Annotated in this window: 25 protein-coding genes; 15 read left to right on the plus strand and 10 right to left on the minus strand. The window is 61.4% G+C overall.

The features are described from left to right. Positions 1-47: 47 nt before the first annotated feature. Entirely contained in the window at positions 48-464 is a 417-nt protein-coding gene (locus OPU96_RS12390) for a hypothetical protein (protein WP_226455777.1), read from the minus strand. Between the two features lie 183 nt (positions 465-647). On the opposite strand from OPU96_RS12390, the gene OPU96_RS12395 reads away from it, so the two are divergent. Further along, positions 648-1,526: a DMT family transporter gene (locus tag OPU96_RS12395; protein ID WP_192298991.1), complete on the plus strand. Its 879-nt coding sequence runs from the start codon at positions 648-650 to the stop codon at positions 1,524-1,526. Between the two features lies 1 nt (position 1,527). Here the strand turns inward: OPU96_RS12395 and OPU96_RS12400 are convergent, their stop codons facing one another. Continuing rightward, a complete protein-coding gene (locus OPU96_RS12400; RefSeq protein ID WP_192298990.1) occupies positions 1,528-2,862 on the minus strand; it encodes an MFS transporter in 1,335 nt (444 codons plus the stop codon). 212 nt (positions 2,863-3,074) lie between these two features. Between OPU96_RS12400 and quiC the strand changes: the two genes are divergently transcribed. Continuing rightward, positions 3,075-4,976, plus strand: coding sequence for a 3-dehydroshikimate dehydratase QuiC (gene quiC, locus OPU96_RS12405; RefSeq protein WP_192298989.1), 1,902 nt, complete (start codon positions 3,075-3,077; stop codon positions 4,974-4,976). An 80-nt stretch (positions 4,977-5,056) separates the two neighbouring features. Continuing rightward, positions 5,057-5,722: a TetR/AcrR family transcriptional regulator gene (locus OPU96_RS12410; RefSeq protein ID WP_226455776.1), complete on the plus strand. Its 666-nt coding sequence runs from the start codon at positions 5,057-5,059 to the stop codon at positions 5,720-5,722. Between the two features lie 174 nt (positions 5,723-5,896). Here OPU96_RS12410 and OPU96_RS12415 read toward each other — a convergent pair whose 3' ends face one another. Both OPU96_RS12415 and aroQ read right to left on the minus strand, forming a co-directional pair. Beyond that, positions 5,897-6,745: a shikimate dehydrogenase gene (locus OPU96_RS12415; RefSeq protein ID WP_498559138.1), complete on the minus strand. Its 849-nt coding sequence runs from the start codon at positions 6,743-6,745 to the stop codon at positions 5,897-5,899. Continuing rightward, entirely contained in the window at positions 6,742-7,191 is a 450-nt protein-coding gene (gene aroQ, locus OPU96_RS12420) for a type II 3-dehydroquinate dehydratase (protein WP_192298986.1), read from the minus strand. The genes OPU96_RS12415 and aroQ overlap by 4 nt, the downstream gene beginning before the upstream one ends. A gap of 242 nt (positions 7,192-7,433) precedes the next feature. On the opposite strand from aroQ, the gene OPU96_RS12425 reads away from it, so the two are divergent. After that, entirely contained in the window at positions 7,434-7,862 is a 429-nt protein-coding gene (locus OPU96_RS12425; protein ID WP_498559139.1) for a DUF4160 domain-containing protein, read from the plus strand. Further along, complete coding sequence (locus OPU96_RS12430) at positions 7,859-8,323, plus strand: DUF2442 domain-containing protein (protein ID WP_498559173.1); 465 nt, start codon at positions 7,859-7,861, stop codon at positions 8,321-8,323. Before OPU96_RS12425 ends, OPU96_RS12430 begins: the two co-directional genes overlap by 4 nt. A 154-nt stretch (positions 8,324-8,477) precedes the next feature. Here the strand turns inward: OPU96_RS12430 and trmA are convergent, their stop codons facing one another. Both trmA and OPU96_RS12440 read right to left on the minus strand, forming a co-directional pair. Further along, complete coding sequence (gene trmA / locus OPU96_RS12435; protein ID WP_305391566.1) at positions 8,478-9,557, minus strand: tRNA (uridine(54)-C5)-methyltransferase TrmA; 1,080 nt, start codon at positions 9,555-9,557, stop codon at positions 8,478-8,480. Further along, the gene (locus OPU96_RS12440; protein WP_498559140.1) at positions 9,554-10,849 is read right to left on the minus strand and encodes an NCS2 family permease; all 1,296 of its coding nucleotides are present in this window, start codon (positions 10,847-10,849) and stop codon (positions 9,554-9,556) included. The genes trmA and OPU96_RS12440 overlap by 4 nt, the downstream gene beginning before the upstream one ends. A gap of 222 nt (positions 10,850-11,071) precedes the next feature. Here OPU96_RS12440 and OPU96_RS12445 point away from each other — a divergent pair, with 222 nt between their 5' ends. From OPU96_RS12445 to OPU96_RS12460, 4 genes are all read left to right on the plus strand, one after another. After that, a complete protein-coding gene (locus OPU96_RS12445; protein ID WP_192298982.1) occupies positions 11,072-11,518 on the plus strand; it encodes a DUF4879 domain-containing protein in 447 nt (148 codons plus the stop codon). 96 nt (positions 11,519-11,614) lie between these two features. Next, entirely contained in the window at positions 11,615-12,121 is a 507-nt protein-coding gene (locus OPU96_RS12450; RefSeq protein ID WP_498559141.1) for a (2Fe-2S)-binding protein, read from the plus strand. Beyond that, positions 12,118-13,107 carry an FAD binding domain-containing protein gene (locus OPU96_RS12455; protein ID WP_305391564.1) on the plus strand — a complete coding sequence of 330 codons (990 nt, stop codon included), beginning with the start codon at positions 12,118-12,120 and terminating at the stop codon, positions 13,105-13,107. Before OPU96_RS12450 ends, OPU96_RS12455 begins: the two co-directional genes overlap by 4 nt. After that, positions 13,104-15,287 carry a xanthine dehydrogenase family protein molybdopterin-binding subunit gene (locus tag OPU96_RS12460; RefSeq protein WP_498559142.1) on the plus strand — a complete coding sequence of 728 codons (2,184 nt, stop codon included), beginning with the start codon at positions 13,104-13,106 and terminating at the stop codon, positions 15,285-15,287. Before OPU96_RS12455 ends, OPU96_RS12460 begins: the two co-directional genes overlap by 4 nt. Positions 15,288-15,332: 45 nt before the next feature. Here the strand turns inward: OPU96_RS12460 and OPU96_RS12465 are convergent, their stop codons facing one another. Next, complete coding sequence (locus tag OPU96_RS12465) at positions 15,333-16,571, minus strand: MFS transporter (protein WP_498559143.1); 1,239 nt, start codon at positions 16,569-16,571, stop codon at positions 15,333-15,335. 318 nt (positions 16,572-16,889) lie between these two features. Here OPU96_RS12465 and OPU96_RS12470 point away from each other — a divergent pair, with 318 nt between their 5' ends. Genes OPU96_RS12470 through OPU96_RS12480 form a run of 3 tightly spaced genes read left to right on the plus strand, consistent with a single transcriptional unit; the run spans position 16,890 to position 19,518 of the window. Beyond that, positions 16,890-18,329: a cytochrome ubiquinol oxidase subunit I gene (locus OPU96_RS12470; RefSeq protein ID WP_192298978.1), complete on the plus strand. Its 1,440-nt coding sequence runs from the start codon at positions 16,890-16,892 to the stop codon at positions 18,327-18,329. Position 18,330: 1 nt separating this feature from the next. Beyond that, positions 18,331-19,338, plus strand: coding sequence for a cytochrome d ubiquinol oxidase subunit II (gene cydB, locus OPU96_RS12475; protein WP_226455770.1), 1,008 nt, complete (start codon positions 18,331-18,333; stop codon positions 19,336-19,338). Between the two features lie 12 nt (positions 19,339-19,350). Next, entirely contained in the window at positions 19,351-19,518 is a 168-nt protein-coding gene (locus OPU96_RS12480; RefSeq protein ID WP_010206690.1) for a DUF2474 domain-containing protein, read from the plus strand. Positions 19,519-19,583: 65 nt separating this feature from the next. Here the strand turns inward: OPU96_RS12480 and OPU96_RS12485 are convergent, their stop codons facing one another. Together OPU96_RS12485 and OPU96_RS12490 are read right to left on the minus strand one after the other, a co-directional pair. Then, complete coding sequence (locus OPU96_RS12485; RefSeq protein WP_192298976.1) at positions 19,584-20,708, minus strand: methyltransferase; 1,125 nt, start codon at positions 20,706-20,708, stop codon at positions 19,584-19,586. Between the two features lie 160 nt (positions 20,709-20,868). Beyond that, positions 20,869-21,579, minus strand: coding sequence for a helix-turn-helix transcriptional regulator (locus tag OPU96_RS12490; protein ID WP_192298975.1), 711 nt, complete (start codon positions 21,577-21,579; stop codon positions 20,869-20,871). 459 nt (positions 21,580-22,038) lie between these two features. Here OPU96_RS12490 and OPU96_RS12495 point away from each other — a divergent pair, with 459 nt between their 5' ends. Beyond that, the gene (locus tag OPU96_RS12495; RefSeq protein ID WP_192298974.1) at positions 22,039-22,815 is read left to right on the plus strand and encodes a ferredoxin--NADP reductase; all 777 of its coding nucleotides are present in this window, start codon (positions 22,039-22,041) and stop codon (positions 22,813-22,815) included. A gap of 46 nt (positions 22,816-22,861) precedes the next feature. On the opposite strand, the gene mscL is transcribed toward OPU96_RS12495, so the two are convergent. Further along, positions 22,862-23,278 (minus strand): large-conductance mechanosensitive channel protein MscL, encoded by a 417-nt coding sequence (gene mscL, locus OPU96_RS12500; RefSeq protein WP_017737414.1) that lies wholly within the window; start codon positions 23,276-23,278, stop codon positions 22,862-22,864. A gap of 287 nt (positions 23,279-23,565) precedes the next feature. On the opposite strand from mscL, the gene katB reads away from it, so the two are divergent. Beyond that, positions 23,566-25,107 (plus strand): catalase KatB, encoded by a 1,542-nt coding sequence (katB, locus tag OPU96_RS12505; RefSeq protein WP_192298973.1) that lies wholly within the window; start codon positions 23,566-23,568, stop codon positions 25,105-25,107. Positions 25,108-25,165: 58 nt separating this feature from the next. Further along, the gene (locus tag OPU96_RS12510; RefSeq protein ID WP_226455768.1) at positions 25,166-25,705 is read left to right on the plus strand and encodes an ankyrin repeat domain-containing protein; all 540 of its coding nucleotides are present in this window, start codon (positions 25,166-25,168) and stop codon (positions 25,703-25,705) included.

The following is a 25,705-nucleotide window of genomic DNA, read 5'->3' on the forward strand; positions in this document are numbered from 1 at the left end:
TTTATAAGTTGAAACTTAACTGTGGCAAGTTCGTTGGAGTATGGACGTTATTGGCGGCAGTAGCCTTCGCCACTCGCCACGACTAGGCAGTCCTTTTTATCTGCCAGCCACTTGAGGCCAGTGGCGGCACCGTCGCCGGCGCGCAGCAATTGCGGGCCGTCCGGGCGGGTGAAGGCGATGCCGTCTTCGGCGGCTTCACCTTTGAAGGTGCCGGAGTCGCCGGCGTCGAGGCCGTATTGCATGGTGATGAGGTAATGCCCGCGGCCGACGCTGTCGTCCTTGGCGATGGTCAGGTACAGGCCTTCGACGCCGACCCACTTGCCGACCCACTGGTCGGTGGGCGGGGTGGCCGGCACCAGGGTCGCTTGCACGGAGGCGGGCGCCGGTTTGGGCGCGTCCTTGGCTTCCTGGCCGCAAGCGGCGAGCAGGGCGACGGCAGAGAGAACAAACAGGGCTTTTTTCATAGCGGCAGGCCTTGGATAAAAAGTGTGCAATGCGTGGGCGATCGTGCGAGGTTGGACTCGAATCCCATGATTTAGTGCGCTGTTCGCACAGTGTTTGGTTATGCTCTTGGGGCAGACGCAAGCCCGGCTGCTAGATTACCGGGTTGAGCAGCCCGCGTTCAGCCTGTCATGCAAGAGAACTCAATGACCGTCAGTACTCCCCTCTCCGGCGTCAACCATCCTTTCAAAGGCATCTTGCTGATTGTGGTGGCGACTTTCCTGTTTTCCAGCCACGACGCCTTGTCCAAATACCTGGCCGGGTTCTACCCGATCGTGATGGTGGTCTGGGCGCGCTATCTGGTGCATACCCTGTTGATGGCCGGGATTTTCCTGCCGCAATCGGGCTTGCGCGTACTGCGCAGCAAACGGCCGGGAATGCAGGTGGTGCGGGCGTTGTGCCTGCTGGGTACCAGCCTGTTCTTTACCACGGCGCTGCATTACATCCCCCTGGCGGAAGCCACGGCAGTGAACTTCCTTGCACCGATCCTGGTGACAGCGCTGTCGGTGCCGCTGCTCGGTGAGCACGTTACGCGCGGCCAGTGGCTGGCGGTGATCTGCGGGTTTGTCGGCGTGCTGATCATCATCCACCCCGGTGGCGAACTGTTCACCCCGGCGGTGCTGCTGCCGCTGTGTTCGGCGTTGTTCTTCTGCTTCTACCAACTGCTCACGCGCATCCTGAGCCAATACGACAGCCCGACCACCAGCAACTTCTTCGCCGGCCTGTGCAACACCTTGGTGATGAGTGCGATGGTGCCGTTCTTCTGGCAGGTCCCGACGCTGTGGCATGGCGTGTTGATGCTGGCGCTGGGCACCTGTGGGATGACTGCGCACTTGATGTTGACCCAGGCGTTCCGCTTCGCGGCACCGGCGTTGCTGGCACCGTTCGGCTATTGCCAGATCGTGTTTGCGGGGTTGTTGGGCTGGCTGGTATTCAACCATACCCCCGACTTGACCACGGTGGTCGGCATCGGGGTGATCTGCATGAGCGGGTTGGCCGCTGCCTGGCAGCAGCGGCGCAGGTAGATCAGACGTCTACGGTAGGGATCTTGCGCGGCGCCATGAAGTACATCCAGGTCAGCGCAATGAAGTACATCGCCGGGATCAGGGTGAACAACACGGTGTAGTTGTTGTTGGTCACGGTGAGGATATGGCCGACGATCTGGGTCATGAACATGCCGCCGATGGCCGCACACATCCCGCCGAAGCCGAACACCGTGCTCATCATGTGCTTGGGTGTGTAGTCCATCACCAGGCTCCAGATGTTGGCGGTCCAGGCCTGGTGCGCACCGATGGCCAGGGAGATGGCAAACACTGCGACCCACAGCTGGCTGGAACCGGCCGCCATGATCACGCCGACGATGCAGCAGGCGAACAGCAACATCGACAGCAAGCGCGCCTTGATCGAGTTCATACCACGGCCGATCAGGAACGACGACAGAATCCCCCCACCCACACTGCCGAAGTCGGCTGTCAGGTAGATGATGATCAGCGGGATACCCATCTGGGTCACGTTGATGCCCAGGTTGTATTGCTGGTTCAGGAACGGCGGCAACCAATACAGGTAGAACCAGAACACCGGCGCGGTCAGCGCGTAGGCAATGGCGAAGGCCCAGGTGCCGCGCATGCGCAGGATGCGGCTGAACGGCACACCCGGTTGTTCGGGTTCGACTTCCCGTTGCACGTAGTCCAGTTCGGATTGTTTGACGCTCGGATGGTCTTCCGGGTTGTAGTACTTCAAGCCCCAGAACACCAGCCAGATCGCGCCGAGCGAGGCCATGCACAGGAATGCCGCCTGCCAGCCCCACACGTGCAGGATCAGCGGCAGCAGCATCGGCGTCATCATCGCGCCGACGTTGGTGCCGGCGTTGAAGATGCCGGTGGCCACCGCACGTTCACCGGCGGGGAACCACAAGCGTGTGGTCTTGACGCAGGCCGGGTAGTTGGCGGCTTCGGTCAGCCCGAGGATAAAGCGGCAGACCATGAAACCCACCGCCGAGGTGGCCAGGCCGTGGGCACCAGTCGCCAGGCTCCACAGCAGTACGGCGAAGAAGAACACGCGTTTCACACCGACGCGGTCGATCAGGCGGCCTTGCAGCACAAAGCCGACGGCGTAGCCAACCTGGAACCAGAAGTTGATGTTGGCGTAGTCCATCGCCGTCCAGCTCATTTCCTTGGCGAGGATCGGTTGCATCACGCCCAGGGCGGCGCGGTCGATGTAGTTCAGGGTGGTGGCAAAGAACACCAGGGCCAACATGCCCCAGCGAGTTTTACCCACGGCCAGGGCGCCGCGGATCTTGTCGCCGATGCCGGCGTGCGGGGTGCCGGAGCGCGAGGCCAGGGCGGAGTTTTGCAGAGGCATGAGGTCGTACCCGTTTTTTGAAATTTTTATGGTGTGTTCTGGGTCAGGTTGCGTCGTTGATGGTGCGCAGCGGCTAAAAAATCGTCAATTCGGTAAACGGGCATAGTGTTCGATAATCGCACCAAAAACTAACTGGTTCGTACATTTTAATTGCTGTGGGTAGACTGGGGGCGAATAATTTGGCGCAAACAATAATTGCCGGGAGTCGCCCCATGCAACGTTCCATTGCCACCGTTTCCTTGAGCGGCACCCTGCCGGAAAAACTCGAAGCGATTGCCGCCGCCGGGTTTGATGGCGTCGAGATTTTCGAAAACGACTTGTTGTATTACGACGGCAGCCCCCGCGAAGTCAGGCAGATGTGTGCCGACCTCGGTATCGCCATCACCCTGTTCCAGCCGTTCCGCGACTTTGAAGGCTGCCGCCGCGACCGTCTGGCCCGCAACCTGGAGCGTGCCGAGCGCAAGTTCGACCTGATGCAGGAACTGGGCACTGACCTGGTGCTGGTGTGCAGCAACGCCTCCGCCGATTGCGTCGGCGATGAACGCATTTTGCTCGACGATCTGCACCTGTTGGCCGAACATGCCGGCCGCCGTGGCTTGCGCATCGGTTATGAAGCGCTGGCCTGGGGCAAGCATGTGAACACCTGGCAGCAGGTGTGGAACCTGGTGCGCCAGGTCGATCACCCGGCCCTCGGCGTGCTGCTCGACAGCTTCCACACCCTGTCACTCAAGGGCGACCCGAGCGCCATCGCGCAGATCCCCGGCGACAAGATCTTCTTTGTGCAAATGGCCGACGCGCCGATCCTGGCCATGGACGTGCTGGAGTGGAGCCGGCATTTCCGCTGCTTCCCGGGGCAAGGCGAATTTGACCTGGCGGGCTTTCTTGCGCCGATCATCAAGAGTGGCTACACCGGGCCGCTGTCCCTGGAAATTTTCAACGACGGTTTCCGCGCCGCGCCGACCCGCGCCAATGCAGCGGATGGCCTGCGCTCCTTGCTGTACCTGGAGGAGAAAACCCGCGAGCGCCTGAAGCAGCAAGCACCGGCGCAACCCGTGCAGATCCTGTTCGATACCCCGGCTGCCAGCGAGTACGACGGCATCGAATTCCTCGAATTTGCCGTGGATGAAAGCCTCGGCGCCAAGCTGACCCACTGGCTGGAACGCCTCGGCTTCGTCAAGGCCGGCCAGCACCGCTCCAAGAGCGTGAGCCTGTTGCGCCAGGGCGACATCAACCTGATCCTCAACTGCGAACCCTATTCCTTCGCCCACAACTTTTTCGAGGCCCATGGCCCGTCGTTGTGCGCCACCGCGCTGCGGGTCAAGGACAGCGCCAAGGCCCTGGAGCGGGCGGTGGCCTACAAGGGCCAGCCCTATCGCGGGCTGGTCGGGCCCAACGAGCTTGAGCTGGCCGCCGTGCGTGCGCCGGATGGCAGCCTGATCTACCTGGTGGACCCCAGCGAAGGCACGCTGTACGACACCGACTTCAACCTGCAAGCCGCGCCGGCTGCCAGTGGCGGCCTGTTGCGTATCGACCATATGGCGATGGCGCTGCCGGCCGACAGCCTCGACAGTTGGGTGTTGTTCTACAAGAGCCTGTTGGATTTCGAGGCCGACGACGAAGTGGTGCTGCCCGACCCCTATGGCCTGGTGAAGAGCCGCGCCCTGCGCAGCCGCTGCAGTTCGATTCGTTTGCCGCTGAACATTTCCGAGAACCGCAATACCGCAATTTCCCACGCGCTATCGAGCTATCGCGGCTCAGGTGTGCACCACATTGCCTTCGACTGCGCGGACATTTTTGCCGAGGTGCGCCGGGCCAAAGACGCGGGCGTGCCGCTGCTGGACATCCCGCTCAACTATTACGACGACCTCGCGGCACGGTTTGATTTTGACGATGAGTTCCTCAGCGAGCTGGCGTACTACAACGTGTTGTACGACCGCGACGCCAACGGCGGTGAGCTGTTTCACGTGTACACCGAACCGTTCGAAGGGCGGTTTTTCTTCGAGATCATCCAGCGCAAGAACGGCTATGCCGGTTACGGCGCGGCCAACGTGGCGGTACGTCTGGCGGCCATGGCCAAGTCCCGCAGCGGTGCGGTACGCCAAGCGCGGTTGTGAGCGGTGGTGCGGTGCTTCCTTCGGGGAGCGCCGCAGCCCATAATCGGCGCCTGCACAATAAAAACGGCCGTGAGCGCACCATGACCCTGACTCCCGACCTCTCCGCTGCGTCCGAAGCGCCGCGCAAGAGTCGTAAGAACAACCCGGAAAAGACCCGCGAAAACATCCTGCAGGAAGCGATCGTCGAGTTTGTCCAGCAAGGCCTGTCTGGCGCGCGCGTGGACGCCATCGCCGAGCGCATCCACACCTCCAAGCGCATGATCTATTACTACTTCGGCAGCAAGGAGCAGCTGTACGTCGAGGTACTGGAGAAGCTCTACGGCGACATCCGCAACACCGAAACCCGCATGAACCTCACTGCCCTGGAACCGCGCGAAGCGATCCGCCGGCTGGTGGAATTTACCTTTGATCACCACGATCAGAACGTGGATTTCGTGCGCATCGTCAGCATCGAAAATATCCACAATGCCGAATACGTGAAGCGCTCGGAGTCGATCAAGGCGATGAACAGCAACATCCTCGAAGCGCTGGGCACGACCTTGCGCCGGGGCGCGGAGCTGGGTTTGTTTCGTGAGGGGCTGGAGCCGTTGGATGTGCATCTGCTGATCAACTCATTCAGCTTTTACCGGGTGTCCAACCGCCATACATTCAGTGAGATTTTTCAGATTGAGCTGTCGGATGAGGCCATCAAGCAGCGACATCGGGAGATGATCTGTGAGTCGGTGATGCGCTACCTGCAAGCCTGACGCTTACGCGACTCTTCGAGTGGAATGCAACCTGAATGTGGGAGCGGGCTTGTGTGGGAGCGGGCTTGCTCGCGAATACGGTGGATCAGTCAGAAAACCTTTGGCTGACACTGCGCATTCGCGAGCAAGCCCGCTCCCACAAAAGCGGCTCCATATTTGAATTTGTTTCGCCTGTTAGATATTCATGGCCTGAAAGTGCGCCAGCATCCGCTGCGCATCCGGCACTTCGCCACTGAACAACTCAAACGCCTTCACCGCCTGGAACACCGCCATATTGCCGCCATCCAGCGTGCGGCAACCCAAGGCGCGGGCGTCGCGCAGCAGTTCGGTTTCCAGCGGGAAATACACGATCTCGGCCACCCACAGTTCGGCCCGCAGCAGGGCCGCAGGAACCGGAGTGCCGGGCAGCTTGGCCATGCCCATCGGCGTGGTGTTCACCACCCCATCCGCCTCGGCCATGGCGTTTTCCAGATGGCGGCCGACCTGGGCGCGACCGCTGCCGAAACGCAGGGCGAGGTTGTCCACCAAGTCCTGGGCGCGGCTGCTGTCCAGGTCAAAGATGCTCAGGCGTTCAACGCCTTCGGCCAATAGCGCGTGGGCCACTGCCGCGCCTGCGCCGCCTGCACCCATTTGTACGACGCGCTGGCGCAGCACATCACTCAGGTTGCGTCGAAACCCTTCGGCGAAGCCCAGGCAGTCGGTGTTATGGCCGATACGTTTGCCGTCCTTGAACACCACGGTATTGACCGCGCCAATCCCCCGGGCCTCGTCGGACAAATCATCGAGCAGCGGCAGGATCGCCTGCTTGCACGGGTAAGTAATGTTCAGGCCGGTGAACTGCATCAACTCGGCAGCGTCGAGCAGGTCGGGCAGGGCATCGACGGTCAATCGCAGCGGGTCCAGGTCGATCAAGCGATACAGGTAGCGCAGGCCTCTGGCGTCGCCTTCCTGTTCATGCAAAGCCGGGGTGCGGGAAGCCTGGATGCCGGAGCCGATCAGGCCGGCGAGGATGCGCGGTTTCATCGGGCTGATCCTTTCAAGATCTGGCTGAAGTGTTCCAGGGCCAGGTGGTAGCCATGACTGCCAAATCCTGCGAGTACGGCCTTGGCGATGGGCGACACAAAGGAGTGATGACGAAAGGCCTCGCGTGCATGCACGTTGGATAAATGCACTTCGATCACCGGCACTTCACTGGCCACCAGCGCGTCACGGATGGCGACGGAGGTGTGGGTCCACGCGGCCGGGTTGATCACGATACCGGCGCAACGGGCACGGGCGCCGTGAATCCAGTCGAGCAGTTCGCCTTCGTGGTTGGTCTGGCGAAATTCGATTTTCAGCCCGAGCTTGTCAGCGCTGCGACCGCACAAAGCGGCCACGTCAGCCAGGGTTTCATGCCCGTAGGTCGCCGGCTCGCGGGTGCCGAGCAGGTTGAGGTTGGGGCCGTTGAGCACCAGCACGATAGGCGGCATGGGAGGGTCTCCACAGTTATTGTTAGTTGTGGAGGTAAAATGTACTGAATGGTTAATTTGGTCAATCGACGGCGAAGGATATGTTCGATTACCGAACGGTTATGCGCGGTAACAACACGGCATTCGACGCTTCGTTGGCGGTCACTAGTCTGAGAAACAGCGCCAGGATTTTGGAGCCGGTTGTCGGGTGGCATGGGGTGAAATTGTTACCGGGCGGAAAATAACCTAACGGATGGGTTACGATGCGAATAGGCACTTACAAGGGATGTGTAATTTCAGTGTTTCTCAGGGATGAGCACTGCCCGCCGCATGTGCATGTAAGGGGCACGGGCTGGGATGCGCGTTTTCGTTTCAGCTTTCTGGATGACGGCGTGGAGTTGTGGGATGTGGACCCTGAACGACGTCGGCCGCCCGGTGCCGTTCTGCTGGGGATTTGCCAGGCGCTGAGGCAGCGGCATTATCTGGCGCGGGCGCGAAGGATTTGGTGGGAGAAAATTCAAACGGTCTGCCTGGAGAACCATTCCTGGGACCTGGGGGCGGATGAGGTGGTACCTGGATTGGTCATCCGGCCGGGTGTTCATGTAATCGCAAGCGCTTGGCACGATGTTGTGCAGCAACAGACAATTTTGAGTCTAGTGAGGGTCCCGGTATGGGTGAAGATAAATTTGTGAAGGTCGTAAAAGCCAAAGTCCGGCCCTACGTGCCGCTTACCGAGGCCGACATCGATAAAGCGATAGCCCGTGGGCGCAAGACAAGGCATTTGTATGCCCGAGCCAGCTCGGTGCGCTACGAAGACAAGAGTATTTCCATCGGCTTCAGCGACGGCAGCCGGATCTCGCTGCCCGTTGCGGGCCTTCCCGAGTTCGAGGGGTTTTCGATGGAAGACTTCCAGCGGTTGGAGGTCGGTTTCGGCGGCAAGGCACTGTGCTGTGAACCCCGGGACCTGGACGTGTCCATCACCGGCCTGATCGCCACGAGCCAGCCCCTGATGGACCTGGCCGCCAGCCTGGTGGCTTCGCGCAACGGTCGCAAGAGCAGCGCCGCCAAAGCCGCCGCTGCCCGCGCCAATGGCAAGAAGGGCGGGCGGCCGCGCAAGGATACGACGAAGCCCGACGATTCAACTGATGCATGAAAAGCTGTGTTAGGAGTGGGCTTATGTGGGAGCGGGCTTGCTCGCGAATGCGGTGTGTCAGCGTAAGCCGCTGTGACTGACACTCTGCCATCGCGGGCAAGCCCGCTCCCACACAAGCTCGCTCCCACAGGGGGATTGCGAGTGGCTGTAAGTTTCAGCGACGCGTCAGCAGGACGCCCGACTCCATATGATGCGTCCACGGAAACTGATCAAACATCGCACACTGGGTGATGCGGTGCGTGTCATGCAGTTGCGCGATGTTCGCCGCCAATGTCTGCGGGTTGCACGAGATGTACAGGATATTGTCGAAGCGTCGAGTCAGCTCGCAGGTGTCCGGGTCCATGCCCGCGCGGGGCGGGTCGACGAACACGCTACCGAACTCATAGCTCTTGAGGTCGATGCCGTGCAGGCGGCGGAACGGGCGCACTTCGTTGAGCGCTTCGGTGAGTTCTTCGGCGGACAGGCGCACCAGGGTGACGTTGTCCACCGCGTTTTCAGCGAGGTTGCTCAGCGCGGCGTTGACCGAGGTCTTGCTGATCTCGGTGGCCAGCACTTTGCGTACGCGGGTCGCCAGCGGCAGGGTGAAGTTGCCGTTGCCGCAGTACAGCTCCAGCAGATCATCCGGGCGGTCGCCCAGGGCTGCGTACGCCCAGTTGAGCATCTTCTGGTTCACCGTGCCGTTGGGCTGGGTGAAGGCGCCTTCGGGTTGGCGATAGCTGAAGGTGCGACCACCGACTTCGAGTTGTTCCACCACATAGTCGTGGCCGATCACATCGCGCTTGCCCTTGGAGCGGCCGATGATGCTCACGTTCAAGTCAGCCGCGAGCTGGTTGGCAGCGGTGTGCCAATGCTCGTCCAGTGGGCGGTGATAGCACAGCGTGATCATCGCATCGCCGGCCAGGGTGGTGAGGAACTCCACCTGGAACAGCTTGTGGCTCAGGGCGGCGCTGGCTTGCCAGGCGGCCTTGAGTTGCGGCATCAACTGGTTGATGCGCAGGCTGGCGATGGGAAACTCTTCGATCAGGATCGGCGTGCGCTTGTCGTCCTGGGAAAACATCGCGTAGTGGCGCTCACCGCCTTCGCGCCACAGGCGGAACTCCGCGCGCAGGCGGAAGTTCTGCAGCGGCGAGTCGAAGACCTGCGGCTCGGGTGCATCGAACGGGGCCAACAGGTCACGCAAGCGCGTGACCTTGTCTTGCAGTTGAGCGGTGTAGCTTGCGGCGTCGAAAGTCATGCGTTGAACCAGCCCAGCTTGATCACGAACAGGATCGACAGGATCACCAGCGCCGGGTTCAGCTCACGGTAGCGGCCCGAAAGCAGCTTGATGGCGGTCCACGCGATGAAGCCGAAGGCGATGCCGTTGGCGATGGAGTAAGTAAACGGCATCGCCAGGGCGGTGATCACCACCGGCGCTGCAACAGTGATGTCATCCCAGTCGATTTCCGCCAGGCCCTGGGTCATCAGCACGGCCACGAACAGCAGCGCGGGGGCGGTGGCAAACGCCGGGACGCTTTGCGCCAGTGGCGAGAAGAACAAGGCCAGCAGGAACAGGATCGCGACAACGATGGCGGTCAAGCCGGTGCGGCCGCCGGCGCTCACGCCCGCGGCGGATTCGATGTAGCTGGTGGTGGTCGATGTACCCAGCAGCGAACCGGCCATGGCAGCGGTGCTGTCGGCGATCAGCGCACGGCCCATCTTCGGCATGTGGCCGTCCTTGCTCATCAGGCCGGCGCGCTTGGCGACGCCGATCAGGGTGCCGGAGTTGTCGAACAGGTCCACGAACAGGAACGCGAAGATCACGCTGACCAGGCCGATGTCCAGCGCGCCCTTGATGTCCAGTTGCAGGAAGGTCGGGGCCAGGGACGGTGGTATCGACACCACGCCGTTGAACGGGGTCACGCCCAGGGCGATGGACGCAATGGTCACCGCGAGGATGCCGATCAGCACCGCGCCGCGTACGGCCAGGGCTTCCAGCGCAACGATCAGCACGAAACCGAGGGTGGCCAGGATCGGCGCGGCCTTGGTCAGGTCACCGAGGCCGACCATGGTGGCTGGGTTGCTGACGACAATGTCGGCGTTGTGCAGGGCGATCAACGCCAGGAACAGGCCGATACCGGCAGCAATCGCCGAACGCAGGGGCAGCGGGATGGCGTTGATGATCCATTCACGGATACGGAAGATCGACAGCAGAAAGAACAACACCGCCGAAATAAACACCGCACCCAGCGCTACCTGCCAGGTATGGCCCATGTGCAGGACCACGGTGTAGGTAAAGAAGGCGTTGAGGCCCATGCCCGGCGCCAGCGCAATCGGGTAGTTGGCGATCAGGCCCATCACGGTCGAACCGATGGCCGCCGCCAGGCAGGTCGCGACAAACACCGCACCCTTGTCCATGCCGGCCTGACTGAGGATGCTCGGGTTGACGAACAAGATGTAGGCCATCGCCAGGAATGTGGTGATACCCGCGAGAATCTCGGTGCGCACATTGGTGTTGTGGGCTTTGAGTTGAAACAGCTTTTCCAGCATGCCGGCTCCCTGTGACGCTATTTTGCGTCGTGATTTGTTGACCTCTAAGTCAAAGCACAAACTGCGCCAAGCGCCTGTGGTTTCAGAGAGGATCGGAAAAAGCGGCGCATCATACCAGCAGCCGAGGCCGTGTGGTGTGCGGGCTGGCCGTTGTGAGCAATCGCCCTTGATCATGACCTTGAGGCATACTGCGCCGACGTTTAATCCGGGGTCATTCACAGCATGAAAAAAGCCAACGCGTGGAGTCTAGCTCTGATCCCCTGTATCGGCCTGTGGCTCGGCGCAGCACCGGCGTGGGGCGCGACTGCACCGCCGTTGAGCGAGGTGCGGGTGTTCCAGGTTCAATCGGCCGGTTGCACCGAAACCATCCCGGAGCGCGCGCAAGGCACCCAGATGTGTACGCACCGTGGGCCCACCAAGGTCTCGGTGATGGAAGTCGGGCTGGGCAACAACCCCGTGGGCCGCTTCAACGGCGCCGAATTGAACGGGCAGCGCACGCCGGTGTGCCAGGTCGGCAACGTCAGCCAGGTGTGCAGTGGCGCGGGCACGGTGATGGGTTACATCTACGTGTTCGACCTGAATGTCGAGGACCAGGGCTGGTTCGAATACAGCAACTCGTCGATCAACGGCCCGCAGAACACCCTCAAGACCCTGCTCAATATCCGCTGATCAATCATCTTGAACGCTCAAAACCCCGGGAAGTCGTACCCCTGAGACGGCGAATTTCCTGAACGCCGCGGATGTACACCAACCCGTGAGGTGTTTATGAGCGCAACTTCCCTTGGCGCGACGGCTCAGCCGTTCGTCAGTCACTCGATCCGCCTGCGCCTCAATGGCCAGGAACGCCAGTTGGACGTGCTGCCCTGGACCACCCTGCTGGACTTGTTGCGCGAGCAGCTTGACCTGATCGGTAGCAAAAAAGGCTGCGACCACGGCCAATGCGGCGCCTGCACGGTGTTGCGTGACGGCAAGCGCGTGAATGCCTGCCTGACCCTGGCGGTGATGTGCGATGGCGCCGAGTTGACCACCGTCGAAGGCCTGGTCGACGGTGACACTCTGCACCCGATGCAGCAGGCGTTTATCCAGCGCGACGCCTTCCAGTGCGGTTACTGCACGCCGGGTCAGATTTGCTCCGCAGTGGGCCTGATGAATGAAGGCCGTGCCCATGACGCCGCGCAGATCCAGGAACTGATGAGTGGCAACCTGTGCCGCTGCGGGGCTTACAGCAACATTCGCGAGGCGATTGAAGACGTCGTGGGAGGTGAGCGATGAACCCCTTCCACTACAGCAAACCCGTGGATGTGCGTGAAGCGGTGCACCTGAGCAGTGCCACCTCGCGTTTTATTGCCGGTGGCACCAACTTGCTGGACCTGATGAAAGAAAACATCAGCCGCCCCCAGCACCTCATCGACATCACGGGCCTGCCGCTGCATGACATCAAGGCAAGCGCTGATGGCGGCCTGTTGATCGGCGCGATGGTGAGCAACGCCGACCTGGCCTGGCATCCGCTGATCGAGCAACGCTACCCGCTGCTGTCCCAGGCGATCCTGGCCGGCGCCTCGCCGCAACTGCGCAATATGGCCAGTACCGGCGGCAACCTGTTGCAGCGCACCCGCTGTTACTACTTTTATGACACTGGCGTGCCGTGCAATAAGCGCGAGCCCGGCAGTGGCTGCCCGGCGCTGACCGGCCTGAACCGTATCCACGCGATCCTCGGTGCCAGCGACCAGTGTGTCGCCACCCATCCTTCCGACATGTGCGTCGCCCTGGCCGCACTCGAGGCACGGGTCCATGTGGAGGGGCGCGGCGGCGCGCGGATCATTGAGTTTGCCGACTTCCACCGCCTGCCCGGCGATACGCCGCAGCGGGACAATCTGTTGGCCGACGATGAACTGATCACGGCCATTGAGTTGCCGGCTGATCAACTGGCAAACCACAGTCGTTATCTGAAGGTACGCGACCGTGCGTCGTACGCCTTTGCGCTGGTGTCCGTCGCCGCGGCGTTGGAGCTGGACGGCGACCAGATCATCGATGCGCGCCTGGCGCTTGGCGGCGTTGCCCACAAACCCTGGCGTGACCGCGCCGTGGAAGCGTTGCTGATCGGCCAGACGGTCAGCCGCGAAACCTTCAGTGCCGCGGCGGACGCGCTGCTGCAAGACGCCGTGCCGCTGGCGCACAACGGCTTCAAACTCAAACTGGCGCGCCGCGCGATCATCCGTGCCTTGAGCGACGCCGCTGTCGCGGGAGAACAACCATGAGCGCTATCGGTAAACCCTTGGACCGTGTCGACGGCCTGCTCAAGGTCACCGGCCAGGCGCGTTATGCGGGTGAGTTTCCCGAAGACGGTCTGCTCCACGGCAGCGTCGTGTCCAGCACCGTCGCCAAGGGCCGAATCATAAAGGTCGATGCCTCCAAAGCCCTGGCGTTGCCGGGCGTGATCATGGTGCTCGACCACCTCAACCGGCCAAAGATCGCCAGTTATGACGAGGCTTTCGCCGACGCCGATGCGGCGGACGGCTCGCCGTTCCGCCCGCTGTACAACGACCGGGTGCTGTACAGCGGTCAGCCACTGGCCCTGGTCATCGCCGATAACCTGGAACTGGCGCGCCATGCCGGTTCGCTGGTGGAGATCGAGTATGCGAGCGAATCCTTTGACACCGACTTGATCGTCCAGCAGCAACACGCCTACCCATCGCCCCAGACCCCGCCGAAGCCGCGCGGCAACTTCCAGGCGCAATGGCGCGCCGCCGCCGTCAGCCTGGACCTGAACTACAGCACCCCCATCGAACATCACAACCCCATGGAGCCCCATGCCAGCACGGTGCTGTACCAGAGCGATGGCACGCTGCACATCCATGACAAAACCCAGGGCCCGCAGAACTGTCAGGCCTATGTGCAGAAAGTGTTCGGCCTGGATAAAAGCCAGGTGCGGATCTTTGCCGCGTTCGTGGGCGGCGCGTTCGGCTCCGGCCTGCGCCCGCAGTACCAGTTGCCACTGGCGGTGATGGCGTCGCTGGCGCTCAAACGCTCGGTTCGCGTGACCCTGACGCGCCAGCAGATGTTCACCTTCGGCTACCGGCCGCGCACCTTGCAGCGTCTGCAAGTGGGCGCCGCCGCCGATGGCAAGCTGGTCGCACTCGGCCACACCGCCACTGGCCAGACCTCACGCTTCGAAGACTTCAGCGAGCATGTGGTTGAGTGGAGCGGCATGCTCTACCACTGCGACAACGTGCAACTGGCCTACAACCTGGTGCCGCTGGATGTGTTTACCCCGCTGGACATGCGCGCCCCGGGTGCTGCACTGGGGGTGATCGGTCTGGAGTGTGCAATGGACGAACTGGCCTGTGCGCTGGGGGTCGACCCGGTGCAACTGCGCCTGACCAATTACGCCGAGCGCAACCAGAACGAAGACAAGCCCTGGTCCAGCAAGGCGTTGCGTGAATGCTACAGCGAAGGCGCCGAGCGTTTCGGCTGGCAGCGGCGTAACCCGGAACCGCGCAGCATGCGCGAGGGGCGCCAACTGATCGGTTGGGGCATGGCCGGTGGTGTGTGGGAGGCGATGCAGATGAAAGCCAGCGCCAAGGCGCGGATCGACGCCGAGGGCAAGCTCACCGTCAGCAGCGCTACCACCGACATAGGCACCGGCACCTATACGGTCATGACCCAGATTGCGGCCCAGGCCAGCGGCGTGGCGCTGGAAAATGTCGAGTTTCTGCTCGGCGATTCCTCATTGCCCACGGCCCCGCTGCAGGGCGGCTCGTTCACCGTGTCTTCGGTGGGCACCGCCGTTCAGCAAGCCTGCGAAGCATTGGCGGCCAAACTGCTGGAGATTGCGCGCCAGACGTATCCGGTGTTCAAGGACGCCGAGTCGGTGCGCTTTGACGACGGCCACCTGCACACCGGTGATGTGAGTGTGTCGCTGGCCCAACTGGTCAAGGACAGTGGTGAAGGCGCGTTGCAGGTGCAGGTCGACAGCGAGCCGGACAAGAAACGCGGGGGCTATGCCAGCGCCACGCATTCTGCGGTGTTTGTGGAAGTGCGGGTGGATGAAGACTTGGGCACCATCCAGGTCAGCCGAGTGGTCAGCGCGATTGCGGCCGGGCGCGTGGTGAATCCGAAAATGGCGCGCAGCCAGATTCTCGGCGGGGTGGTGTGGGGCATCGGTATGGCCCTGCATGAAGAAACCCAGACCGACCACCACTTGGGGCGCATCATGAACCACAGCCTGGCCGAGTATCACATTCCGGTGAATGCGGACATCGGTGAGATTGACGTGGTATTCGTCGAGGAACACGACGAGATCGTCAATGCGCTGGGGTCCAAGGGGGTGGGTGAGATCGGTATTGTCGGGGTGGCGGCGGCGGTGGCGAATGCGGTGTATCACGCCACGGGCAAGCGGGTCAGGGACTTTCCGATCACCCTCGATAAAGTGCTTTGACAGCACTTTACCGGCCCTGCCCAGCACCCGTGTGGGAACCGGGCCTTATGCCTGTGTTTCTTCAACCGGCACGTGCATGCGGTCGCGGTTGGCCAGGGTCGGGAACAGTTTGATCCACACCCCGGTCACCACCAGGGTGCCGATCCCGCCCATGACCACCGCCGGCACGGTGCCGAACCAGTGGGCGGTAATCCCCGATTCAAACTCGCCCAACTGATTCGACGCGCCGATAAACAGGCCGTTGACCGCGCTGACGCGGCCGCGCATTTCATCCGGCGTCTCCAACTGCACGAACGATGCACGGATCACCATGCTGATCATGTCTGCCGCGCCCAGCACCACCAGCACCGCCAACGAAAACCAGAACGAAGTGGACAGGCCGAACGCAATGGTCGCCACACCGAACACCCCGACGGCGGTGAACATCACGCGGCCGACGTGGCGGTCCACCGAGAAGCGCGCCAGCCACAACGACATCAACAACGCGCCCACCGCCGGTGCCGAACGCAACAGGCCCAGGCCCCAGGCGCCGGTCAGCAGGATGTCCTTGGCGAACACCGGCAGCAATGCGGTGGCGCCGCCCAACAATACGGCGAACAGGTCCAGGGAAATGGCGCCGAGGATGTCCGGGCGGCTGCGGATAAAACGGATGCCGGCCAGCAACGAATCCAGGGTGGCCTTGCCTTTGTTCAGCGGGGTTTGGCGTGCGGGCAGGTTGAGGGTCAGTACGCAGGCAATCAAGTACAGCACCACGGTGGGGCCGTAGACCCACACGCTGCCAAAGGCGTAGAGCAAACCGCCCAGCGCCGGGGCGACGATGGTTGCCAGTTGCTGGGCCGACTGCGACGAGGCCACGGCACGCGGGAACAGCGCGCTGGGCACGATGCTCGGCAGCAGTGCCTGGGTGGTCGGCATTTCGAAGGAGCGTGCGGCGCCCAGCACGAAGGCGAGGATAAAGATCATCTCGCGGGTCACGCTGCCGGTCAGGCCGCCGATGGCCAGGGATAATGCGATCAACGCCTGTACGGTCTGACAGATCGCGGCGACCTTGCGTCGCTCATAACGGTCGGCCACATGCCCGGTGTGCAGCATGAACAGTACGCGTGGCACGAACTCCACCAGGCCGACCAAACCCAGGTCCAGCACGTTGCCGGTCAGTTGGTAGAGGTTCCAGCCGATGGCTACGGTGAGCATCTGGAAGCCGCTGGCGGTGAAGATGCGCGCCAGCCAGAACGCGATGAAAGGGCGGTGGTGGCGTAACAGCAACGCGGGTTCACTGGGCATCGGGAATTCAGGTCAAGGCCGAAGGGAGCGCCGAGATTAGCATCAAGTTGTAACAGATAGTTGCAAGAACTGAGCTGAGACAGTCTGTCACGCGGCAAAAGACCACGCCGTCCTGCGGCGAATTTGGGGCTACTCTTTCACCAATGCTTGATCCAGATCAAAACCCGTCATGGGGATTGCCCTGGCGGCCGAGAGGCCAGATTCCCTACGTGGTTGGTTAAAAAAAGAACGAATTGAAATTCGACACACTCCATATCCGTGGGGGCAGTGGGTGCAGGCTCCCGCCAGCAGCCGGTATTACCTGACAGAGGAAGACTTATGTTCGGTTTGGAGGCGCTAGATCTCGCCCGAATTCAATTCGCGTTCACCATCTCGTTCCACATCCTGTTCCCGGCGATCACCATCGGCCTGGCCAGTTACCTCGCGGTGCTGGAAGGCTTGTGGCTCAAGACCCGCAACGACACCTACCGTGACCTCTACCATTTCTGGTCGAAGATCTTTGCCGTCAACTTCGGCATGGGCGTGGTTTCCGGCTTGGTCATGGCTTATCAGTTCGGCACCAACTGGAGCCGCTTCTCGGACTTCGCCGGTGCCGTCACCGGGCCGCTGCTTACGTACGAAGTGCTTACAGCCTTCTTCCTTGAGGCCGGTTTCCTTGGGGTGATGCTGTTTGGCTGGAACAAGGTCGGGCGCAACCTGCACTTCTTCTCCACCGTGATGGTGGCCATCGGTACGTTGATCTCCACCTTCTGGATCCTCTCGTCCAACAGCTGGATGCAGACGCCCCAGGGCTTTGAAATCATCGACGGCCGAGTGATTCCGACCGATTGGTTCGCCGTGGTGTTCAACCCGTCGTTCCCGTATCGCCTGGCGCACATGGCCACGGCGGCTTTCGTGGCGACCGCGTTCTTCGTCGGCTCCTCGGCGGCCTGGCACTTGCTGCGGGGCAAGGACAACCCGGCGATCCGCAAAATGCTCTCGATGGCAATGTGGATGGCCCTGATCGTCGCGCCTATCCAGGCGGTGATCGGCGACTTCCACGGCCTCAACACCTTGAAGCACCAGCCGGCGAAAATCGCCGCGATTGAAGGCCACTGGGAGAACATCGGCAACGAGCCGACCCCGCTGATCCTGTTCGGCTGGCCGGATATGAAGGCCGAAAAAACCAAATACGCCGTGGAAATCCCGTACCTGGGCAGCCTGATCCTGACCCACTCCCTGGACAAGCAGGTACCGGCCCTCAAGGAGTTCCCGCCGCAAGACCGCCCCAACTCGACCATCGTGTTCTGGTCGTTCCGGGTCATGGTCGGCCTGGGCTTCCTGATGATCTTCACCGGCCTGTTCAGCCTCTGGCTGCGCCGGGGCGGCAAGATGTACACGTCCAGGCCGTTCCTGTACCTGGCGTTGTGGATGGGGCCGTCCGGGTTGATCGCGATTCTCGCCGGCTGGTTCACCACCGAAATCGGCCGTCAGCCGTGGGTGGTCTACGGGTTGATGCGCACGGCGGATGCGTCCTCCGGGCATAGCCTGGCGCAGATGACCATCACCCTGGTGCTGTTCGTGGTGGTGTACTTCGCGCTGTTCGGCGCCGGCCTGGGCTACATGATGCGCCTGGTGCGCAAAGGTCCGGTGGCCCACGAAAGTACCGAACCGACTCACGGTGGCCCTGGCCAGAAACGTACACCGGCGCGTCCATTGTCGGCGGCCGATGATGGCTCCGACGACGACCACGTCGACATCCAGCACAAGGGGCATTGAGATGGGTATTGATCTTCCGCTGATCTGGGCCGTGATCATCATCTTCGGCATCATGATGTACGTGGTCATGGACGGCTTCGACCTGGGTATCGGTATCCTCTTTCCGTTTATCCCCGGCAAGACCGACCGTGACGTGATGATGAACACCGTCGCCCCGGTGTGGGACGGCAACGAAACCTGGCTGGTACTGGGCGGCGCGGCGTTGTTCGGCGCCTTCCCGCTGGCCTATTCGGTGGTGTTGTCGGCGTTGTACCTGCCGCTGATCCTGATGCTGATCGGGCTGATCTTCCGCGGCGTGGCCTTTGAGTTCCGCTTCAAGGCCAAGGACGCCAAGCGTCATCTGTGGGACAAGGCGTTCATCGGCGGCTCGCTGGCGGCCACCTTCTTCCAGGGTGTGGCGCTGGGGGCGTTTATCGACGGCATTCCGGTGGTAGACCGCCAGTTTGCCGGCGGTTCGTTGGATTGGCTGACGCCGTTCACGATGTTCTGCGGTGTGGCGTTGATCGTCGCCTATGCATTGCTGGGCTGCACCTGGCTGATCATGAAGACCGAAGGCCCCTTGCAGGAAAAGATGCACAACCTGGGGCGGCCGTTGGCCTTCGGGCTGTTGGCAGTGATTGGCATCGTCAGTATCTGGACGCCGCTGGCGCACCCGGAAATCGCCTCGCGCTGGTTCACCCTGCCGAACCTGTTCTGGTTCATGCCGGTGCCGATCCTGGTGCTGGTGACCTTGTACGGGCTGATCCGCGCGGTGGCGCGCAACGCGCATTACACGCCGTTCCTGCTGACGCTGGTGCTGATCTTCCTCGGCTACAGCGGCCTGGGGATCAGCTTGTGGCCGAACATCATTCCGCCCTCCGTGTCGATCTGGGACGCCGCCGCGCCGCCGCAAAGCCAGGGCTTCATGCTGGTGGGCACGCTGTTCATCATCCCGTTCATCCTGGGCTACACCTTCTGGAGCTACTACGTGTTCCGCGGCAAGGTCACCCACGAAGACGGTTATCACTAGGAGGCTCGTTTCATGTCCGGCAAACCTTCGTTGCACGAGATTGAGCAGGCCGAGAAGCAGCCGTTGTGGCGGCGCCTGGGGTGGTTGGCGATGATCTGGACCGGCAGCGTGCTGGCCCTGTTTGTCGTGGCCAGCCTGATGCGCATGTTCATGAATGCGGCCGGCCTGACCACCCACTGACATCCCAACCGGGCTTGACCGCCCGGCTTTTCAACCCTGCTTTTCGCAAGAGAAGCAGGGTTTTTTTATTTGCGCGCTTTGAGGATGACGAATTTCGGCGTGGCGGCCACTTGTTCGACACCACGGAACAGCCGCGCCAATTTGCTGTGATAACCCAAATGACGGTTGCCGACTATATAGAGGGCGCCACCGACCACCAGCGCTTCGCGCGCCTGCTGGAACATGCGCCAGGCGAGGAAGTCGCCGACCACCTGCTGCTGGTGGAAGGGCGGGTTGCACAGCACCACGTCCAGCGAATCAGGCTCCTGGCCGGCCAGGCCATCGGCGGCGCGCACGTTCACGTCGCGTTGGCCGAGGGCGGCGTGCCAGTTTTCCTGCGCCGATTGCACGGCCATGTAGGACTCATCCAGCAGGGTGTACTGCGCCTCGGGGTTTTGCAGGGCGCTGGCAATCGCCAGCACGCCATTGCCGCAGCCGAGGTCGGCCACGCGGGCGTTGCCGAGGTTTTTCGGTAGGTGCGGGAGGAAGGCGCGGGTGCCGATGTCCAGGCCTTCGCGGCAGAACACGTTGGCGTGGTTGAGCAGTTCGATAGCCGGGGTATCCAGCGTGTAGCGGGTTGGGTAGGGCGAGACCGCTGCGGGGCGCTCTTCAACGGTGGCGATCAACAGGCGAGCCTTTTTGACCGCGAGCGAGGCGTGCATCGGGCCGATGTAGCGCTCCAGCAACTCCCCGGCTGCCCGCGGCAGGTGCTTGATCATGGCCCCGGCGATCACTTCGGCGCCCGGTGCGAGTTGGCCTTGCAGGCGGATCAGTTGTTCTTCCAGCAGCGCCAGGGTCTTGGGCACGCGGATCAGTACGCGGTCGAAAGGCCCGCCTGGCGTTTGGCTGGCCGGAATGAAGGTCACCGCATCGAAGGCCTGGCCGTTGCGCACCAGGTTTTTCTCAAGGCCCTGGGCCGCGAGAAACGAGTCGCCGCTGGACGTCACCTGCACCTGGCCAACAAGGCTGGCGGCCAGGGCGCCGAAGCTGTCGTTGAGTACCAGTACGCGGGTGGCCGCGTCTGGTTGTTGCTGCGCCAGATGGCTGAGCAGGTACTCGTCGGCGGCGTCGAAGGCTTGCAGCGGATCGTTGTGTTGCTCTGGCTGGCGGATCAGATCGAGCTGGGCGAAGGGGCTTTCGAGCAGGGGCATGGCGGGGGAGGCTCTGGGTCATCGATGGGTGTTCGGCGGGCATCGGCCAAACCGTCTGAGTGAACGACGAAGCCACACCCGGGGGCTGCTTCATCACTCAGAATTGGCCGTAAATGTTACGTTTTTTTCGCTGCGATTACATGCGGTGTTTCTACGTCAGCTAGAAAAGCCCTGCCCTGGACGCACAAAGAACGGCGGCGATCTTGTTGGTAACGCCAAGCTTCTTGAGTGCGCTGCTGATGTGAAAGCCCACCGTACGCGGCGAAATCGAGATAATGCTGGCGATTTCTTCCGCGGTCTTGCCCATCCCTGACCATTTGAGAATCTCCGTTTCTCGCGACGTCAGTGTGGTGGGAGCGTTGATGCCGGACCTGTCTGCGTATTGCTGTGCAACGACCGCGTGCATCGCATGGCAGAGCCACAATACGTTGCCGGCCTTTTCATACAACTCTTGCGGGCTGACCTCGCCGCTGCTGCGCCCCAACGTCAACATGCTGTAGATGCCCTGGAAGTCGTGCACGGGTTGGGTCCATGCTTGATGCACGCCGAGGGATTGGGCCAGCGACCATAAGCCGGGTGTCGCGTTGAAGGCCTTCTCCTCCCAGACAATGGGAAGTACACAGCGTTTGCAGTGCGCAACTATCGGGTCTACTTCGAAGAAGTGCGCTTGTTGATAAAGTGCGCTCCATTCATTTGGATAGTTGTTGATGTGAATCGGTTTGGTGTCGTTGCTGGGTAGTTGAGAGCTCATCGTAAAGGAGCAGTATTGGAAGCCGAGTTCATGGATATGGTGGGTGACCATGTCAAAGACAGTTTCGATCTCGCTTTTATCTTCCAGTTTGGGGAGCCGAGTATTTCGCCAGTTCACCATTGGTAAATCTCCATGGGGTTCTACGTGGCCTGGGTACGTCCTGATCCCATTGCTGCACGAAAACTAGTGTAGGACATGACTTACGTAATAAAGCAAAAAAAAACGTTATATGAATCGTGTTTTTACGCCTTGTTGGCCTGTACATTGCCTGGAGTTTTGTATAAGTAATTCGGTTTGTCTGGGCATCTTTATTGTATTTAAGGGTTTGAGGGTAGTATCAATTTGATAGCTGCTTAGAGGGGTAGTTTGATCTGGTGTGTTGGCGGGCTAGTGTTAATAGCCAAATAGTTAGTCCAAACTAGTGGGTGTGATTTCCCCCCGGTTGTATCGCCAAATTAACAGTCTGATCCTGTTTTTAGTCGCAGCCGCTTTGGAGCGCGGTAATGCCAGTACAAAACAACGGTGTTTGCGCGCCTGGCTTTGAGGGACACTAGGGGCCTGTGCAAAACGGAGTTCCCCATGACGGCCAGTGCTGAGAAATTTACCCGGCAGACGTTGCTCGACGTGCAATCGCTGACCCCCAGCCTCTTCACCCTGCGCACCACGCGTGACCCAGGCTTTCGTTTTACCGCCGGCCAGTTCGTGCGCCTAGGCGTGACCAAGGCCGATGGCAGCACCGTGTGGCGCGCTTATTCCATCGTGTCATCGCCGTTTGACGAGCATCTGGACTTTTTTTCCATCGTGGTGCCCGGCGGTGAGTTCACCAGCGAGCTGAGCCGCTTGCAGGTCGGCGACACCTTGATGGTGGAGCGCCAGGCCACGGGGTTCCTGACCCTCAACCGTTTTGTCGACGGGCGTGACCTGTGGCTGCTGGGCACCGGCACCGGGGTGGCGCCGTTTCTGTCGATCCTGCAGGACTTTGAGGTCTGGGAGAAATTTGAACGCATCGTCCTGGTCTACAGCGCTCGCGAAGCCCGGGAGCTGGCCTACCAGTCGCTGATCAAGGACTTGGGTGAGCGTGAATACCTGGCCGAGTACGCGCACAAACTCACCTACATCCCTATCGTCACCCGCGAGCAGCATCCGGGGGCGTTGAACGGGCGCATCACCACATTGATCGAGAATGGCGAGTTGGAGCGTGCCGCTGGTGTCGAACTCACGCCGGAGCACTCCCGCGTGCTGATTTGCGGCAACCCGCAGATGGTCGATGACACCCGTCAGTTGCTTAAACAGCGTGACATGCAACTGAGCCTGAGCCGACGCCCAGGCCAGGTGGCGGTGGAAAACTACTGGTAATAAAAAAGGCGCCTCAAGCAGGCGCCTTTTTCATGCCGGCTTTTTGTTAAAGCGGCTTGTCGTTCTGTGCCTTGAGCAGGTCACGGATCTCACCCAGCAACACTTCCTCCTTGGTCGGCGTCGGCGGCAGGCTTGGGGCCACGGCTTCTTCGCGCTTGAGGCGGTTGATGGCCTTTACGCCCATGAAGATCGCGAACGCGACGATCACGAAGTCGATCACGCTCTGGATGAACTTGCCGTACGCCAACACCACGGCTGGTACATCGCCTTGTGCGGCCTTGAGCGTTATCGCCAAGTCACCGAAGTCCACGCCGCCGATCAACAGACCGATGGGAGGCATCACCACGTCGCCTACAAACGAGGAAACAATTTTGCCGAAGGCAGCGCCGATGATAATACCGACGGCCATGTCGACCACATTACCTTTGACCGCGAAGGCCTTGAACTCACTGATCACGCCCATAGGTTATTCCTTGTTACAGATGAGGAGGGTGGAGGTCAGTGTAAGTCAGTCGTAGAGGGCTTGCCTGAAACAACCGTTAACACTGTTAGTTTTTATCGACACATTAAAACGCAAATAGTTTGCAAAGTGCCACCAATCGCGCGCGAAATACGCGCCAAATCAGTGGCTTACCAGATTATTTTATCAATCGGGTTGTTACGGCTTTTCTATTTATCTTCTGACTCGCGGGTCACTAGCCTCTGGCAAGCACAACTGAATGTGCACTAAAAAAACCAGAGGAAACCTCGATGAAGAACCCAATGAACCGCGGGCCTGTTGCAGCGCGATCCGCGCTGGTACTGGTGACCGCCAGCTTGCTTTCCCTGTCTGTACACGCCGCCAACCTGACCCGCGACAACGGTGCTGCCGTGGGCGATAACCAGAACTCGCAAACCGCTGGCGCCAATGGCCCGGTGCTGCTTCAGGACGTGCAACTGATTCAAAAACTGCAGCGCTTCGACCGCGAACGTATCCCCGAGCGCGTCGTACACGCGCGTGGCACTGGCGCCCACGGCACCTTTACGGTCACTGACAGCCTCAGCGACCTGACCAAGGCCAAGGTGTTCGCCGCCGGCGAAGCCACCCCGGTGTTCGTGCGCTTCTCCGCCGTGGTCCATGGCAACCACTCCCCGGAAACCCTGCGTGACCCACGCGGCTTTGCCACCAAGTTCTACACCGCTGACGGCAACTGGGACCTGGTAGGCAACAACTTCCCGACGTTCTTCATCCGCGACGCCATCAAATTCCCGGACATGGTTCACGCCTTCAAGCCGGACCCGCGTACCAACCTGGATGACGATTCGCGTCGCTTTGACTTCTTCTCCCATGTGCCGGAGGCGACTCGTACGCTGACCGAGCTGTATTCCGACTCCGGTACGCCAGCCAGCTACCGCGAAATGGACGGCAACGGTGTGCACGCCTACAAGCTGATCAACGCCAAGGGTGAAGTGCACTACGTCAAGTTCCACTGGAAGAGCCTGCAAGGCATCAAGAACCTCGATCCCAAGCAGGTCAGCGAAGTGCAGGGCCGTGACTACAGCCACATGACCAACGACCTGGTCACCCACATCAACAAGGGCGATTTCCCCAAGTGGGACCTGTACGTGCAGGTGCTCAAGCCTGAAGACCTGGCCAAGTTCGACTTTGACCCGTTGGATGCCACCAAGATCTGGCCGAACGTGCCTGAGCGCAAAGTCGGGCAAATGGTGTTGAACCGCAACCCGGCCAACGTCTTCCAGGAGACCGAGCAAGTGGCCATGGCCCCGGCCAACCTGGTGCCTGGCATCGAACCGTCGGAAGACCGCCTGCTGCAAGGCCGGGTGTTCTCCTACGCCGACACCCAAATGTACCGCCTGGGCGCCAATGCCCTGCAACTGCCGATCAACGCGCCACGGGTGGCCGTCAACAACGGTAACCAGGATGGGGCGATGAACCTTGGCAAGACCAGCAGCGGCGTGAACTATCAGCCAAGCCGCCTCGAGCCGCGGCAAGAGCCGCAAACCGCGCGCTACAGCCAGTCGGCGCTGGTGGGCAGCACCCAGCAGGCGAAGATCCAGCGTGAGCAGAACTTCAAGCAGGCCGGCGATTTGTACCGTTCCTACAGCAAGAAAGAGCGTCAGGACTTGATCGACAACTTCGGCGGCTCCCTGGCCACCACCGATGACGAGAGCAAGCACATCATCCTGTCGTTCCTCTACAAGGCTGATCCGGAGTACGGCACCGGCGTGGCCAAGGTCGCCAAGGGTGACTTGGCGCGCGTGAAGGCGCTGGCAGAAAAACTGACTGACTGATCCGTTGGTTGTGGTCGGCGCCCGTGAGCGGGCGTCGACCTTTGGCAGGAGAACACCCATGCGTATTTCTATCGGCCTGCTGATGGCCATGCTGGCCTTTGTCGCCCAGGCCGAGTCCCCTGACCCGGCGGCGCTCAAGGCGCAGTTGCAGGACTACTATTTCGACGCCGCCCGCCGTGGCGACCTCGACATGCTCAACACGTTTATCGACTCCGGCTACAGCCTCAACACCCGGGACGACAAGGGCTACACCGCGCTGATCCTCGCCGCCTATCACGGCCAGGCACCGTTTGTGGAGCGCCTGCTCGAGGCTGGCGCCGACGCCTGCGTGCAGGACAACCGCGGCAACACCGCGCTGATGGGCGCGATCTTCAAGGGCGAACTGAAAATCGCCCAGCGTCTGCTGGCCACCGACTGCAACCCCGACCAACGCAACGGCGCCGGGCAGACGGCGGCGATGTACGCCGGGCTGTTCAAGCGCATCGAGTTGCTGGACGCGCTCAAAGCCAAGGGCGCCGACCTCAACGCTGAAGACCCGGCCGGCAACAGTGCTTCACGATTGGCTGACGGTGAAATCCGGACCCCGACGCCGCGCTGA

Source organism: Pseudomonas sp. RP-B7, assembly GCF_059803535.1.